The following is a 13978-nucleotide window of genomic DNA, read 5'->3' on the forward strand; positions in this document are numbered from 1 at the left end:
GTCAACCTTGGGTTGACGATCACCAGGCGGCGGCGCCGGCGAAGGACGTCGGGGCGGGGTCGAAGCCGAGGGCCTCCCGGGCGGCGGTGGTGTCGAGGGTGCGCTCCAGGGCGAGATGGCTGATCGCGTAGCGGGTGAGGCGCGGCGGTTCGCGGCGGCGGGCCAGCAGGAACGCCCCCTCGGCGACGGCGGCGAGCGGGCGGGCGGCGCGCGCCGGGACGTACACCGGCCGCGCCCGGACGCCGCGCTCGCGCAGGATCGCGCGGAACGCGTCGTCGATCGCGACCGGCGCCGCGTCCGCGACGTTGAAGACGCCGGAGGCCGCGGGACCCGTCGCGGCCAGGACGCAGGCCTGGACGAGGTTCCCGACCGAGGTCAGGCTGACGCGCTGGCGGCCGGTCCCGACGGCGGGCAGGACCGGGCCCCGCACGGCGGAAAGGACGCGCGGCAGGAGGGTCGTGTCGCCGGGCCCGTAGACCGCGTGGGGACGAAGGATCACCGCGCCGGCGTCGGCGGCGGCGCGTTCGGCGGCGGCCTTCGACGCGCCGTAGGCGTTCATGTAGCGGCGCACCGGGGCCTCGTCCTCGCGCGCCATGACGCTCGGCGCGAACGGGTCGTACACGCTGGCGGTGCTCACGTGCACGAACCGCGCCCCCGGGAAGCTCGCCAGGGCGTTGCGGGTGCCGGTCAGGTTGGCGGCGAAGAGGGCGGCGGCGGGTCCCCAGTCGGTGACGCTGCCCGCGCAGTGGACGACCGCGTCCACGGCGGGCGCGCCGGGTATCGGCCCCCCGGTCAGATCCCAGGACCGGTAGGGCGCGCCGCCCACGTGGCCGGGAGCCGCCGCCGGGCGGCGGCCGAACGCGAGCACGCCGGTCCCCCCGGACGCGAGCGCCCGGCACACCGCGCCGCCGACGAAGCCCGAGGCTCCCGTGACCGCGATCCTCACGGCGCCACCAGCTCGCGGAGCCGGTCCCGGTCGAGCTTGCGGGTGCGCCCGGAGCGGGGCAGCTCCTCCAGGACGACGATGCGGTCGGGAAGGGCGTCGTGGTCGATGACGTCCGGGAGGGTTCGGCGGAGCCGGTCCGGCAGGTCGCCGGGGCCGACGACCGCCAGGACGACCTCCTCGTCCCCGGTCCGCGGGTCCGGCACGCCCACGATGGCGGCCTCGGCCACGCCGGGCAGCGCGGCGATCGACGGCTCGTACAGGCCGGGGTAGAGGTTGAACTTGCCGCGGATCAGCATGTCCTTCTTGCGTCCCGTCAGGACGAGGCGGCCGCCGTCCAGCCGCGCGAGGTCGCCGGTCGGCAGCTCGGCGACGGGGTCCGCGCCGAGGTACCCGCGGCAGAGGTTGGGGCCGGACAGCAGCAGCTCCCCGTCGGCGCCCAGGCGGGCGCCGACGCCGGGCAGCGGCGCGCCGAGCAGGTCGCCGGGCCCGTCGTGCGCGAGCTTCTCGCGCGCCGACGCGATCGCCACGGGCAGGATCTCCGTCATCGCGTACACCGACAGGACCTCCGCGCCGGGGGCGGCCTCGACCGCCTGCCGGAGCACGGCCGCGGGCGCGGGCGCGGCGCCGAGCAGCACGTACCGGACGGACGGCGGCAGCTCGCGGCACGCGTCCAGGATCTCGGCCAGGTGGACCGGGACGCAGAACGTGTGCGTGGCCCCCCGCTCGCGCATCAGCCGCGCGAAGTCGGCCGGGGCGCAGAACAGGGGCGGCATCGACCAGCGGGCGCCCGCGATCAGGGTCGGCAGGCCGAGCATGAGCTGGTCGGTGTGGACGACGTCCCCCGGACCGAGCGGCAGCCGGGACCGGAACAGGTCCAGCGCCGCCGCCAGCGACGCCTGCGTGTGGACGACCGCGCGCGGGTCCGCCGTCGTGCCCGATGTGAAGATCACGGCGGCGGGCGCGTCCGGATCGGCCTCGCGGTCCGGCTCGGGGGCGTCGCCCCGGGCCAGGCGCGCGAAGGACAGCGAGCTCCGGGGCACGCCCGGCAGCCGGCGGCCGACGTGGATGTGCCGCATCGGGCCCTCGCCCGGGATCTGGAGGTCGGCGAGGTTCGGCAGGAGCAGCCCGCGCCGCCGCGCGTACGCCCGGACGGGCCGGAGCCTGCTCCCCGCGTACAGCACCGACTCGGCCGCCGACCAGCGGGGACGCGCCAGCCGCAGCCGCGCGGTGAACATCTCCGGCCCGGCCCCCGGGTCGGCGAACACGACCACTCCCCCGGCCGCGACCACGCCCAGCGCGAGGACGAGCGACTCCGGCGAGGGACGCACCGAGAACAGCACGCCGTCGCCCGGGGCGAGCCCGCAGGACAGCAGCCCGTGCCGGACGGCGAGCACCCGCCGCCTCAGGTCGCCGTAGGTCAGCTCCGTCCCGTCCCCGGAGACCAGGGCGACGGCGGCGGGCCTCCGCGCCGCCTGGTCGAGCAGGCGCCGGACGAGCGTCATGCCGCCCTCCCCTTCGCGGGATCGCCGGACCGGACGGCCAGGTGGCGGTACGTCGGGATCAGCACGTTCCGGGCGGCGGCGCGGCGCGTGACCGTGAGCGGCGCGGCGGCGAGCAGCGTCCGGGCGACCAGGCGGATCTGCGCCATGGCCAGCGGGTACCCGATGCAGAAGTGCGGCCCGGCGCCGAACCACAGCCGGCGCAGCTCGGGCGGATGCGGGCGGTCCAGGTCGAACGGGCCGTGGGCGCGGCAGCAGTTGTGCGTGGCGATCAGCACCCGGTCGCCGGGACGGACCGCCGCGCCCCCGACCGCGGCCGGGCGGTGCACGCTGCGCAGCATGACCGGCGTCGGCGTCGCGACGCGCATCGCCTCCTCGACGGCCCGGTCGAGGAGCGCGGGGTCCGCCGCGACGCGGCCGAACTGCCCGTGGTCGGCGAGCAGGGCGATCAGGCGCGGCAGGAGCGTGGCGACGGTCTCGGTGCCGGTCAGGAAGAACGCGCCGGCGGCGCCGCGCGCCTCGTCCCGCGACAGGCCGAGGACCCGCATCCGCCCCATGACCGTGGACTCGTCCCCGGCCAGGTAGGACTTCGCCGCGATGTCGCCGAGCGGGTCGAGCACCGCGCGGGCGCGCCGGGCCTTCGACGGGGAGAGCCGCCGCGTGCGCAGCGACACCATCGAGACGATCTTCTCGCCCCGCTCGAACAGGTCCCGGTAGGCGGCCTCGGTGCCGCCTTCGAGCCCGATGACCTCGCCGATCACGGTCCCGGCCATGACCCGCGCCGCGTCCACGAGGTCGACGGCCGCGCCGCGCCCGAGGCGGTCCGACAGCGCGGCCAGCGGCCCGGCCAGCACGCGGGCGCACAGCGCCTCGGTGTAGGAGGGGGTGAACAGCTCGGTCAGGCGGCGGCGGAGGGCGCGGTGGGCGTCGCCCTCCATGTTGAGCAGGACGGACGGCCCGAGCACGGGCGTCCAGAGTTCGCCGGGCGAGCCGGGGCCGTCCTTGCGGAACGTCTCGCCGTCCATGAGGATCTCGCGGGCCAGGGCGGCGTCGTTCACGACCACCCCGACCCCCGGCACGCGCACGACCGGCCCGCGCCGCGCGACCCCGCGCAGGAGCGGGTAGGCGACGGGGTGCGCGGTCAGGTAGAGCCGCGTCTCCCAGTTCATCGGATGTCTCCAGCGCTCATCGGATGTCCCCAGCGCTCATCGAATGTCCACGACGGCGGGGCGGTAGCGGTGGTCGGCGTACCAGCCGAGCGTCCTGACGAGGCCGAACGCGCGGAGCCGGCGCACGGACCCGTGCACGACGACGTCCTTGCGCAACCCGTAGGCGTCGGTCACGTAGCGGACGCGGTTGACCAGCGCGCGGTCCTCGTGGACGTCCTCGATGCGGGTGCGGGGGAAGCCGCCCGCCCGCTCGTAGAGGTCGGCCGTGATCGCGAGGTTGCAGCCCGGCATCATCACGTACGGGCCGAGGTAGAGCGGGTCCTGGTTGCCGGGGCGGAACCGGCCGAACAGGGCGGCGACGTCGATGACGGCGGGCAGCAGGCGGCGCTCCCAGAACCTCAGGGGGAACTCGTCGGTGCGCGGCAGCAGCGGCCCGGACACCATCTCCAGCCCCTCGCCGAACGCCCGCCGCACCGCCGCGACCCAGCCGCGGTGGGGCAGGCAGTCGGCGTCGGTGCGGGCGACGTGCGTGGCCCCCGCGCCGATCGCGTGCCGGACGCCGGTGTCGGCGGCGGCGCCGGTCCCCTTCTCCGGCTCGTGGACGATCCGTACGTCGAACGCCGCCGTGCCCGCGGCGAACTCCTTGACGACGGCGGCGGTGGCGTCCGTGCTGCCGTTGTCGACCACGACGAGCGTGAAGCCGGTGTCGGTCTGCTCGGCGAGGCGGCGCAGCGTCGCGCCGATCGAGCGCTCCTCGTCGTAGGCGGGGACGACGATCCACAGGTTCATCGGGCTCGCCGGGTCGGTCGGGTCGGTCGGGTCGGTCGGGTCGGTCGGGTCGGTCGGGCGCATCGTCACAGCTCCGCGAACATGACGCCGAGGCTGACGCCGCCGGCGAGCCCGACCAGCGCGATCCTGTCGCCGGGCCCGCAGCGCCCGTCGGCGAGCGCGGTGGCGATCTGCAGCGGGAGGCTCGCGGACGCGACGTTGCCGTGGTCGGGCAGCGTGACGACGAGCCGGTCGGGCGGGACGCCGAGGATCGCGCGCAGCGTCTCCAGGTACGGCAGCGTGACCTGGTGGACGCCGACGACCGCGAAGTCGTCCCAGGTCAGCCCGGTCTTGGCGAGCGCGGTGGTGAAGATCTCCGGGCCGGTCGCCAGGAAGGCGTCCTTCAGCCGCCGCCCGTCCCCGCTGAAGTAGGTGAACTCGGGGTCGCGCGGGTGCATCGAGCCGCCCCCCGGAAGCGTCCCGACCCGCCAGGCATGGGAGACGGCGGCGAAGTCGCGGTAGAAGATCCCGCCGTCCGGGGCGGCCTCCACGAGCATCGCGGCCCCGCCGTCGGAGAGGGTGTAGCCGGCGAACGCGTCCACGAACTGGGCGCGGTCGCGCACCTTCCAGCGGATGGCGCGGGACGGGCTCTCGCCCGTGCAGACCAGGACGCGCTCGTGCTGCCCGGTGCGGATCAGCGCGTCGGCCATCTGGAGCCCGTTGAGGAAGCTGTTGCAGGCGTTCTTGACGTCGAAGACCGGGCAGGTCGCGCCGAGCTTGGCGGCGACGATGTGCGCGGTCGCGGGTTCCACGAGGTCCTGCGACGCCGACCCGAAGACCAGCAGGTCCAGGCCGGCCGGCTCGACCGCGCGGTCGGCGAGGACGCGGCGGGCCGCCGCGACGGCGAGGTCGGACGCCTGCTCGCCGTCGCGCATGACGTGCCGGGCGCGGATGCCGGTCATCCGCTCCACGATCGTGGGGTGCGGCCGGTACCCGGGGCTCTCGGCCGCGACGCGGGCCTCGACCTCGGCGCTGCTGACCGTCCGGTCCGGCAGGTGCGCGGCGGCGGCGGTGATGCGGGCTCTCATGGGATCGGGTCCCCCGGTTCCTCGTGCTCGATGTCCGGCCAGCCTCGCGGCCGCGGGCGCTCCCGGTCAGAGGCACCCTACGCATCCCGGGCTGGGCGTTGTACCCGGTTCGCCGTGAGTACCGCCACTTAGACCCATTTGAGGGATATCGCGTTTCCCTCCGGGTTCTCCGACCGCCAGAATCGGCGGGTGACCAGCACGAAGACCGAACGAGCCGCGCGGCACGAGGCCCGGCTGCTGTGGACGGCGAACCCCGGCCTGTTCGCCCTCCTGGAGGCGGCGCGCCACACCGGCCCCATCACCCGCGTGCCGAGGCTGGGGTGGGTGGTGACCGACCCCGTCCTCGCCCGGCAGGTCCTCAACGACCACGCCGCCTTCGGCATGAACGGGGAAGGCGGCGTCGGCCACCTCTGGACCCAGCTGTTCGGAGAGGAGATGGGGCGGTTCTTCGGCGGCGCGACGCACGCCGAGGTCCGCACCCGCGCCCGGGACCTGTTCACCGAGGACGCCGCGCGGACCCTGGTGGAGCGTTCCCAGGGCCGGACCCACGCCGCGCTCGCCGCCCGCCTCGCCGCCGGGGCGGGCGTCGACGTCGCCGACGCGGCCCGCGTCCTGGCCGGACGCATGGTCGCCGACCTGCTCGGGCTGCCCGCGGGCCGGGCCGACGCCGCGTACCGCGCGCTCTTCGCCGCCGGGGAGCGGCTCGCCGGGCTGGCGCTCGGCACGACCGCGTCCACCGGCCTCGACCCGGCGGTCGTCGCGCGGGCCCGGGCCGTCGTGGACGAGATCACCACCGGCGTCCCGCACGCCTACCGGACGGCGGGAGCCGGCACCCTCCTCGGCCGCTGCCGCGAGATGGGCCTCGGCCTGACCCTCGCCCGCGGCCTGGCGACCCTGCTGGTGATCGCCGGGACGGAGACCGGGGTGTCCGGGACCGTCCGCACCGCGGCCCTGCTGCACGACTCCGGCGGGCAGCGGGCCCTCCTGGACGACCCGTCCCTCACGGACAACGCGGTGCGCGAGGGGCTGCGCGTCGCCGCCCCGGCGCCGGTGATCGGGCGGCACGTCGCCCGGGACGCGACGGTCGGCGGGCGGCGGCTCCGCGCGGGCGACCGGGTCCTGCTGCTGACCTACCGGGCGACGGGCGGCGCCGGGCCCTTCGACGTCCGCCGCGCGTACGTGCCCGAGACCCGGCAGCTGTGGTTCGGCGGCGGGCGCCACCTGTGCCTCGGCGCCGCCGTCGCGCGCGTGCAGGTGGCCCGGATGCTGGAGACGCTGCTGTCCTCCGGCCGCCCGTACCGGGTCGTCTCCCGCCGCCCGGCCCGCCGCGTCCTCGTCCCGTCGTACGCCGAACTGCGCGTGCGGCCCGCTTAGGGGCCCGCGGCGGCCCGGGTCGCTAGACCTCGGGGATCTCGCTCGGCGGGGCGTCCTTGCGCGGCGCCTCCGTCTCCGGGGCGGTCGGGGTCGGGGCGGGCGCCGGCGAGTTCGTGATCGTCGGGCCGACCGGCCGGGACGGGCGCTCGTCGCGGGGCGCGGAGTTCCACCACCAGAGCGCGAAGGAGACGGCGAGCAGCACCAGCACGCCGCCGACCACCTGGAGCACCGCCGTCCGGTGGCTCGGCTCGCGGCCGCGGCGCCGCGCCGCGAAGCGCCGGCCCCCGTCCCGCCGCGCGGCGCGGCGCGACCGCCGCAACTCGCGCCGGGACGGGGGGCGGGCGCGCTCGCGCGCGGACGGCTCGGTGAAGACGGCGCTCCTGACGAAGTCCTCGTCGAACACGGGCTCGTCGAAATCTGCGGCCATGGGACTCTCCGGCGCGGGGGGATCGTCGTGCGCCCAGGCTAGTAGACGCCGCCGGATCGGGAAGGGCCGCGCCCCGTGCGGGCGGCCGGCCGCGCGCGGGCCCGGGCGGGGCCGGATCCCTCTCACCGGGACCGGCCTTCCCCGGCAAAGTTAGAACACGTTACATTCAAAGGCGAATCGTGTTCTAGAAGGAGACCGCATGGGTACCCCGGTGATCGTCGAGGCGGTGCGCACGCCGCTCGGCAAGCGTGGCGGCTGGCTCGCGGGCCTGAAGCCGATGGCCGTCCTCGCGCACGCCCTGAACGCCGCCGTCGAGCGCTCCGGCATCGACGCCGCCGAGGTGGAGCAGGTCTTCGCGGGCTGCGTGACGCAGGCCGGGGAGCAGGGCGGGCACGTCGGCCGCTACTCCTGGCTGTACGCGGGTCTGCCGTGGCAGGCGGGCGTCACCACCATCGACGCCCAGTGCGGCTCCTCCCAGCAGGGCGTCCACCTGGCCGCGTCCCAGATCGCCGCCGGGGTCGTGGACGTCGCGATCGGCTGCGGCGTCGAGGTCATGAGCCGCGCCCCGCTCGGCGGCAACGTCATGCCCGCCAACCCGCGGCCCGACGACTGGTCGCTCGACATGCCGAACCAGTTCGAGGCCGCCGAGCGGATCGCCGCGCGCCGCGGCATCACCCGCGCCGACCTCGACGCGTTCGGCGCCCGCTCCCAGCAGCTCGCCGCCAAGGCGTGGGCGGACGGCCGCTTCGACCGCGAGATCGCCCCGATCACGGCGCCCGTCCTGGACGCCGAGGGCGGCGTCACCGGGGAGACCCGCGAGGTCACCCGCGACCAGGGCCTGCGCGAGACGACCGCCGACAAGCTCGCCGGGCTCAGGCCGGTCCTCGGCCCCGAGGCCCTGCACACGGCGGGCACCTCGTCCCAGATCTCCGACGGCGCCGCCGCCGTCCTGCTGATGTCGGAGGAGAAGGCCCGGGACCTCGGCCTGCGCCCGCGCGCGCGCATCCGCACCCAGGCCCTCGTCGGCGGCGAGCCGTACTACCACCTGGACGGCCCCGTGCAGTCGACCGAGCGCGTCCTGCGGCGCTCAGGCATGGCCATGGGCGACATCGACATCACCGAGATCAACGAGGCGTTCGCGTCGATCGTGCTGTCCTGGGCGTCGGTCCACGAGCCGGACATGGACCGGGTCAACGTCAACGGCGGCGCCATCGCCCTCGGCCACCCCGTGGGCGCCACCGGCGCCCGGCTGATCACCACCGCGCTGCACGAGCTGGAGCGCCGCGACGCCGGGACCGCCCTGGTCACGATGTGCGCGGGCGGCGCCCTGTCCACCGCCACGATCCTCGAACGGGTCTGACCGGCGGGCATCCTGGAGTACAGGACAGCGCACGACCACGGGCCCCGGTCCCAGCGGCCGGGGCCTTCGAACCATGAACAGGCGCGAAAGGCGGTCTCGGTGCAGCCGGAACCTGAGGACCTCGGCGGCGGGCTGTGGAGCGTCCCCGTCCCCATCCCGAACAACCCCCTGTCGTACACGCTGGTGTACGCGGTGGAGAGCCCCCGGGGCCCCGTCCTGATCGACGCGGGCTGGCAGCACGAGGACGCCTGGACGGCCCTGCGCGACGGGCTCGGCACGTTCGGGATCGACGTGGCCGACGTGTACGGCGTGGTCGTCACGCACTTCCACCCCGACCACGCGGGCCTCGCCGGGCGCGTCCGCGAGACGTCCGGCGCCTGGGTCGCCATGCACCACTCCGACGCCGCGATCGTCCGGCTCTTCAACGAGGTCGGCCAGGGCGGCCGCCGCTCGTTCGAGCTGACGGCGCTGCGCCGCGCGGGCGCGGCCGAGTCGGACCTGACCGGGCCGGCCCAGCAGACCCGGGTCTCGCCGCCCGCGATCCCGGACCGCGAGCTGTCCGACGGCGACCTGGTCGACGTTCCCGGGCGCCGGCTCCAGGCCGTCTGGACCCCCGGGCACACGCCGGGCCACATCTGCCTGCACCTGGAGGACGGCGACCGCATCTTCACCGGCGACCACGTCCTGCCGCGCATCACCCCGCACATCGGCCTCTACCCCTACGACACCCCGGACGTGGACCCGCTGAGCGACTTCCTCGGCTCCCTCGACAAGGTCTCGGCCATGACCGTGGGCGAGGTCCTGCCCGCCCACCAGCACCGCTTCCGCGGCCTCGGGGACCGGGCCCGCGAGATCATCGCCCACCACGAGGAGCGGCTCGCGGAGGTGGCGGCGCTGCTGTCCCCGAGCCCCGTCACGCTGTGGGACCTCACCGCCGGCCTCACCTGGCGGCACCCGTGGGCCGAGATGGCCCAGCAGGCGCGCCGCATGGCCGCCGCCGAGGCCGCCGCGCACCTGCGCACGCTGGAGACCCGCGGCGCCGCCCGCCGCGAGGGCGACGACGACCCCCTCCGCTACGTCCTGCGCTGACGTCCCCGATCCTCCGCCGGGTGTCGTCCGGGGCCGTTAGGGTGCCCACCGATGATCTCGGAAGGGGTGGCGGATGCGGGACCGGCCGAGGCCGGAGGAAGACGGGATCGACGGCGCGACGGCACTCGCGGCGGACGATCCGGAGGGGGCGCGCGCACGGGTCCTGCGGACGGCCGGAAGGCGGCCCGCGGCCTCCCTGCCGGACTTCTTCTCGGACGCGGCGCTGGTGTTCGCCCGGGCGGAGCTGGCCGAGCAGGCCGCGTTCTACCTCGGCAAGGCCGGCGAGGCCGAGGAGGCCAACGCGCGGCTGCTCGACCTCCCGCCGGACACCGCCCGGGCGCAGCGGGTGCTGGTGGAGCTGGTCCCGCTGGGCGCGATCACCCCGTCGGCGCTGCACGGGCACCTGAAGCGGCTCGCGCGGCACGGCGACGCGGCGGCCGCCCACGCGTGGGCGCGGGAGGCGGTGTGCGCGTTCTTCGACTCGGGCGCCGTCCCCTATCCGAACGTCGTCGCGGACCTGCTTCCGGTGGCGCGGTCGGCAGGCGTGGACGAGGCGAGCGAAACGGACTTCCTCGCCGAGCGGCTGCTGCGCGGCGGGCTGCTGCCCCGGGCGCCGCTGCCGCTGTGGGCGGCCCTGGACGCGGCGCTGCGGCGGCTCGCCGGTCAGCCCGAGCTGCTGGACCTGCTGATCGAGGCGCGGCCCGACGGCGGGCTGTACGCCGATCCCGGTCCGCGCGCCGAACACCATCGCCGCTGGCTGCTGCTGCTCGGACTGGTCGGGCCGGGCGGCGGCTGCCGCGAGAGTGGTTCACCGCCGCCGGTCCGCTGCCCGCGGTCGAGCTGATGCGCCTGGCCGCCGGCGCGGGCGACCGCCTGTTCCCAGCGCCGGGCCGGTGATTCGACCCGGCCGCCGACCCGGTCGTCGGCCGCTCCGCCCCCGACCCCCTCGCCTTCACCCGGACGAAGGTCCAGGCTCCGCAGTGGACCGGCGAGAGCGACGACCTCCCCAGGTTCGTCGCGCAGTTCGACGAGGGCGCCCCGAGCGCGCGGGAGCGGCTGGACGCCTGCGTGCGCGGCGGGCGACCTGCTCGGTCTGGAGGTCGCGCTGCCCCGGCTGGCGCCGCTGGCGGAGACCGCGGCCGCGACACCGGCCGCCGAGGCCCTGGCCGGCCTGGAGATCACCGATCCGGTCGACGCGCTGTGGCGCGCGCTGCGGGCCGGGCTGCCCGAGGAGCTGCGGTTCCCGGCCGTCGAGGACTCGCCCGTCACCATCGTCCTGCACGACGACCTGCTCACGCTCGGCGTCGCGGGGAAGCGCGTCGAGGTCCACGGGCCCGCGGGGCCGGTCCACCGCGCCGACCTCCCCCACGGCACCGGCACTTACCCGTGGTACGACGGCGCCGACGACTACCTGTCGCGGCTGAACGGGACGCGCGCGGAGACCTACCGCGCGCCCGCGCCCGGCAAGCTGGAGGTGCCCGCCGACGGGCGGTGGCGATGGCCGCGCGGCCCGGCGGCGGTCGCACTGACGTTCCCGGGCGCGACCGCGCCGACGCAGGTCACGCTCGACCGGGGGCTCCCGCGCCTGGTCGACGGCGAGGGCCGGACCACCCTCCGGCTCCGGTACTCCCCGGTCCGGCGCGGCGACGACGTCATGCCGCCGCCCGGCTTCTGGCCCCACCTGCCGGCCGCGGACCCGGAGGGCTCGGCGGCGCCGCGCGGCCTCGCCCGCGACGGCGCCGCCCGCCTGGTGGACACCGCCCTCGTCCACCGGCGGGAGCTGGACGCCGAGCTCGGCCGCGTCCTCCCGGAGATCACCGACGCGCGGCTGCTGGAGGGCGTGGCGGCGCTGGTGCTCCGCGCCGCCGCGTGCCTGCTCGACGTGCTCCGCCTTCGGGACGCGCTCCGCCTGCCCCACCCGGACGGGCTGCCGGAGAGGGTTCGCGGCGACGGGCTGCGGGCCGGGCGGCTGGGCTACCGCCGGCCGGCCGTCCGGTACCTCGCCGAGGTCCTCGTGGAGGCCGCCGAGACCGGGCCCGCCTACGACGTTCCCCATCCGCTCGGCCGCATCGACCTGCCCACCGGGGCGCGGGGCGTGTACTTCGCGTTCGGGACGCTCGGCGGCGAGGCGCTGCTGGCAGCGCAGCCGTGGCGGGCCGCGTACCAGCGGGCGAAGGCCGCGGACCTGCTGGCCACGTGGGGCGGCACGCCCTGGGGCGACGGCAGCGGCCGGTGGCGGCGGCTGTGCTTCGGCGCCCAGGCCACGCAGGACCCCGAGGGGCGGCTCTGGCGGACGCCCAACGGCGCGATGGTGATCCTTTCCTGGCAGGCCCGTCCGCACAGGGAGTCCTTCGCCGTCGAGTACTCGCCGGACGGCGTCTTCCGCGACTTCACCTTCCCCGGCTGGCAGCACCGGCATCCGCCCAAGCCGCAGGGCCGGGGCGGGGCGGACCGCATCGCGAGGTACCTGCGCCTTCTGGACGAGCGCGGCCCGGCCCCCTACGACGTGGAGCCGTGCGGCGGCTCGCCGAGGGCACGGGGCCGCCGGTCTCCTCGGCAGCGTCCGCCGCCTACGGGTACCCGTTCACGGTCGGGCGCGAGAAGGAGCGGGCCCGGCTCCCCGCGGACGTCGCCGCGCTCTACAACGATCCCGAGACGGGCGAGCACGCCGGGCACACCTGGTCGTGGCAGCGCGACGAGGCGCTGCGCCAGCCCCTGATGCCCGCGGATCCGGAGGACCTGTGGGTCACGGGCCCGGACGTGGACGCGGCCGTCGCGTGGTGGGGCGCCGGGGGGCGCGAACTGGGGCTGTGACCTTCCCTCCGGGGTGCGACGCAGATCACTCTCACGGGCGGGACTCTTGATGAGACTGGAGTCTCATGTTAGAACCTGTTCTAGGTAAGTGCGTCAAGCAAGCGCTCACTGCGGCCTGTTCGCCTCGTGTGGTCTCCACCCCGGCACGAAGGATCCTCCATGGCACTCGCGACGTCCCCCCTCTCCGCCGCCCGGCCGTTCCGGGCCCCCGAGATCGACATCATCGATCCGGGCGTCTACGAGCGCGGGGGGATCCCGCACCGCCAGTTCCAGTGGCTGCGCGACAACGACCCCGTCCACTGGCACCAGGACCCGAACGACGGAGTGCCGGGGTTCTGGGCCATCACCCGCCACGAGGACGTGGTGTCGGTGTCGCGGCGCGCCGACCCGTACTCCTCGCACGAGCGGACGTCGATGTTCGAGGAGTTCTCCAGCGACGACATCGCCATGTACGGGCAGATGATGCTCTTCCAGGACCCGCCGAGCCACACCCGGCTGCGGTCCATGGTCAACAAGGGCTTCACCCCGCGGATGATCGGGCGGCTGGAGGAGCACATCCGCAAGATCTGCAACGAGCTGATCGACGAGGCCGCGCCGCTCGGCGAGTGCGACTTCGTCGAGCGGTTCGCCGCCCCGCTGCCGCTGTACACGATCTGCGAGCTGCTCGGCGCCCCGATGGAGGACCGGGAGAAGATCTTCCACTGGTCGAACAAGCTCGTCGCGTTCAACGACCCCGAGTTCATCGGGGGCCGCGAGGAGTCGACCCTGTGCGCCGCCGAGTTCGCCGAGTGGGGCGGGCGGCTCGCCGCGGCGCGGGAGTCCACGCCGCGCGACGACATCGTGACCAAGCTGCTGACGCCCGACGCCGACGGGAACAGGATCAGCCTGGAGGAGTTCCAGCTCTTCGTGATCATGCTGTCGATCGCCGGGAACGAGACCACCCGGACCGCCACCGCGGGCGGCATGATCGCGTTCTTCGAGCGGCCGGACCAGTGGGCCCGGCTGCGGGAGGACCGGAGCCTGCTGCCGACGGCGGTCGAGGAGATCGTCCGCTGGGTCAGCCCGATCAACCAGTTCCGCCGGACGGCGCTGGTCGACACCGAGATCGGCGGCAAGCAGATCAAGGCCGGCGACAAGGTCGTGATGTTCTACGGCTCCGCGAACCGCGACGAGCGCGCCTTCGACAACCCCTTCGCCTTCGACGTGGCGCGCGACCCGAACCCGCACATCGGCTTCGGCGGCGGCGGCCCGCACTACTGCCTCGGGACGCACCTCGCCCGGATGAACCTGCGGATCGTCTTCGAGACGATCCTGGAGCGCATGCCCGACATCCGGCTCGCCGGCGAGCCGCGCCGCTTGCGTTCCAACTTCGTCAACGGCTACAAGGAGATCCCGGTGAGCTTCACGCCATCGGCCCCCCTCGGAGGTTGACGGCGCCCATCAC

At 75.7% G+C, this 13978-nt stretch carries 12 protein-coding genes; 6 read left to right on the forward strand and 6 right to left on the reverse strand.

Annotation, left to right across the window (positions count from 1 at the left end; genetic code table 11):
- Positions 1–19: 19 nt before the first annotated feature.
- Genes ACQEU6_RS18545 through ACQEU6_RS18565 form a run of 5 tightly spaced genes read right to left on the reverse strand, consistent with a single transcriptional unit; the run spans position 20 to position 5470 of the window.
- Complete coding sequence (locus ACQEU6_RS18545; protein WP_499333543.1) at positions 20–946, reverse strand: NAD-dependent epimerase/dehydratase family protein; 927 nt, start codon at positions 944–946, stop codon at positions 20–22.
- Positions 943–2448 carry a class I adenylate-forming enzyme family protein gene (locus tag ACQEU6_RS18550; RefSeq protein ID WP_499333545.1) on the reverse strand — a complete coding sequence of 502 codons (1506 nt, stop codon included), beginning with the start codon at positions 2446–2448 and terminating at the stop codon, positions 943–945. Before ACQEU6_RS18550 ends, ACQEU6_RS18545 begins: the two co-directional genes overlap by 4 nt.
- Positions 2445–3614, reverse strand: coding sequence for a cytochrome P450 (locus ACQEU6_RS18555; protein ID WP_499333546.1), 1170 nt, complete (start codon positions 3612–3614; stop codon positions 2445–2447). The genes ACQEU6_RS18550 and ACQEU6_RS18555 overlap by 4 nt, the downstream gene beginning before the upstream one ends.
- 36 nt (positions 3615–3650) lie before the next feature.
- Positions 3651–4466: a glycosyltransferase family 2 protein gene (locus ACQEU6_RS18560; protein WP_499333547.1), complete on the reverse strand. Its 816-nt coding sequence runs from the start codon at positions 4464–4466 to the stop codon at positions 3651–3653.
- Between the two features lie 2 nt (positions 4467–4468).
- Entirely contained in the window at positions 4469–5470 is a 1002-nt protein-coding gene (locus ACQEU6_RS18565) for a 3-oxoacyl-ACP synthase III family protein (RefSeq protein ID WP_499333548.1), read from the reverse strand.
- Between the two features lie 189 nt (positions 5471–5659).
- On the opposite strand from ACQEU6_RS18565, the gene ACQEU6_RS18570 reads away from it, so the two are divergent.
- Positions 5660–6844 (forward strand): cytochrome P450, encoded by a 1185-nt coding sequence (locus ACQEU6_RS18570; RefSeq protein WP_499333549.1) that lies wholly within the window; start codon positions 5660–5662, stop codon positions 6842–6844.
- Positions 6845–6866: 22 nt separating this feature from the next.
- Here the strand turns inward: ACQEU6_RS18570 and ACQEU6_RS18575 are convergent, their stop codons facing one another.
- Positions 6867–7271: an SCO2583/SCO2584 N-terminal domain-containing protein gene (locus tag ACQEU6_RS18575; protein ID WP_499333551.1), complete on the reverse strand. Its 405-nt coding sequence runs from the start codon at positions 7269–7271 to the stop codon at positions 6867–6869.
- A 199-nt stretch (positions 7272–7470) separates the two neighbouring features.
- Between ACQEU6_RS18575 and ACQEU6_RS18580 the strand changes: the two genes are divergently transcribed.
- The 5 genes from ACQEU6_RS18580 (at position 7471) to ACQEU6_RS18600 (ending at position 13965) form a co-directional block, all read left to right on the forward strand.
- Positions 7471–8631, forward strand: a complete 1161-nt coding sequence (locus ACQEU6_RS18580) for a steroid 3-ketoacyl-CoA thiolase (protein WP_499333552.1) — start codon at positions 7471–7473, stop codon at positions 8629–8631.
- A gap of 99 nt (positions 8632–8730) precedes the next feature.
- Positions 8731–9720, forward strand: a complete 990-nt coding sequence (locus tag ACQEU6_RS18585) for an MBL fold metallo-hydrolase (RefSeq protein ID WP_499333554.1) — start codon at positions 8731–8733, stop codon at positions 9718–9720.
- Positions 9721–9793: 73 nt separating this feature from the next.
- Complete coding sequence (locus ACQEU6_RS18590) at positions 9794–10564, forward strand: hypothetical protein (protein WP_499333555.1); 771 nt, start codon at positions 9794–9796, stop codon at positions 10562–10564.
- 630 nt (positions 10565–11194) lie between these two features.
- The gene (locus ACQEU6_RS18595) at positions 11195–12439 is read left to right on the forward strand and encodes a hypothetical protein (RefSeq protein ID WP_499333556.1); all 1245 of its coding nucleotides are present in this window, start codon (positions 11195–11197) and stop codon (positions 12437–12439) included.
- 254 nt (positions 12440–12693) lie between these two features.
- Positions 12694–13965: a cytochrome P450 gene (locus tag ACQEU6_RS18600; protein WP_499333557.1), complete on the forward strand. Its 1272-nt coding sequence runs from the start codon at positions 12694–12696 to the stop codon at positions 13963–13965.
- Positions 13966–13978: the final 13 nt, after the last annotated feature.

It is taken from the genome of Spirillospora sp. CA-108201 (assembly GCF_050936235.1).
Classification (GTDB): domain Bacteria; phylum Actinomycetota; class Actinomycetes; order Streptosporangiales; family Streptosporangiaceae; genus Spirillospora.

Coding starts and splice junctions, on each gene's coding strand:
- ACQEU6_RS18550 (WP_499333545.1), bottom strand. CDS start 2,448: ATGACGCTCGTCCGGCGCCTGCTCGACCAGGCGGCGCGGAGGCCCGCC.
- ACQEU6_RS18555 (WP_499333546.1), bottom strand. CDS start 3,614: ATGAACTGGGAGACGCGGCTCTACCTGACCGCGCACCCCGTCGCCTAC.
- ACQEU6_RS18560 (WP_499333547.1), bottom strand. CDS start 4,466: ATGCGCCCGACCGACCCGACCGACCCGACCGACCCGACCGACCCGACC.
- ACQEU6_RS18565 (WP_499333548.1), bottom strand. CDS start 5,470: ATGAGAGCCCGCATCACCGCCGCCGCCGCGCACCTGCCGGACCGGACG.
- ACQEU6_RS18575 (WP_499333551.1), bottom strand. CDS start 7,271: ATGGCCGCAGATTTCGACGAGCCCGTGTTCGACGAGGACTTCGTCAGG.
- ACQEU6_RS18580 (WP_499333552.1), top strand. CDS start 7,471: ATGGGTACCCCGGTGATCGTCGAGGCGGTGCGCACGCCGCTCGGCAAG.
- ACQEU6_RS18590 (WP_499333555.1), top strand. CDS start 9,794: ATGCGGGACCGGCCGAGGCCGGAGGAAGACGGGATCGACGGCGCGACG.
- ACQEU6_RS18600 (WP_499333557.1), top strand. CDS start 12,694: ATGGCACTCGCGACGTCCCCCCTCTCCGCCGCCCGGCCGTTCCGGGCC.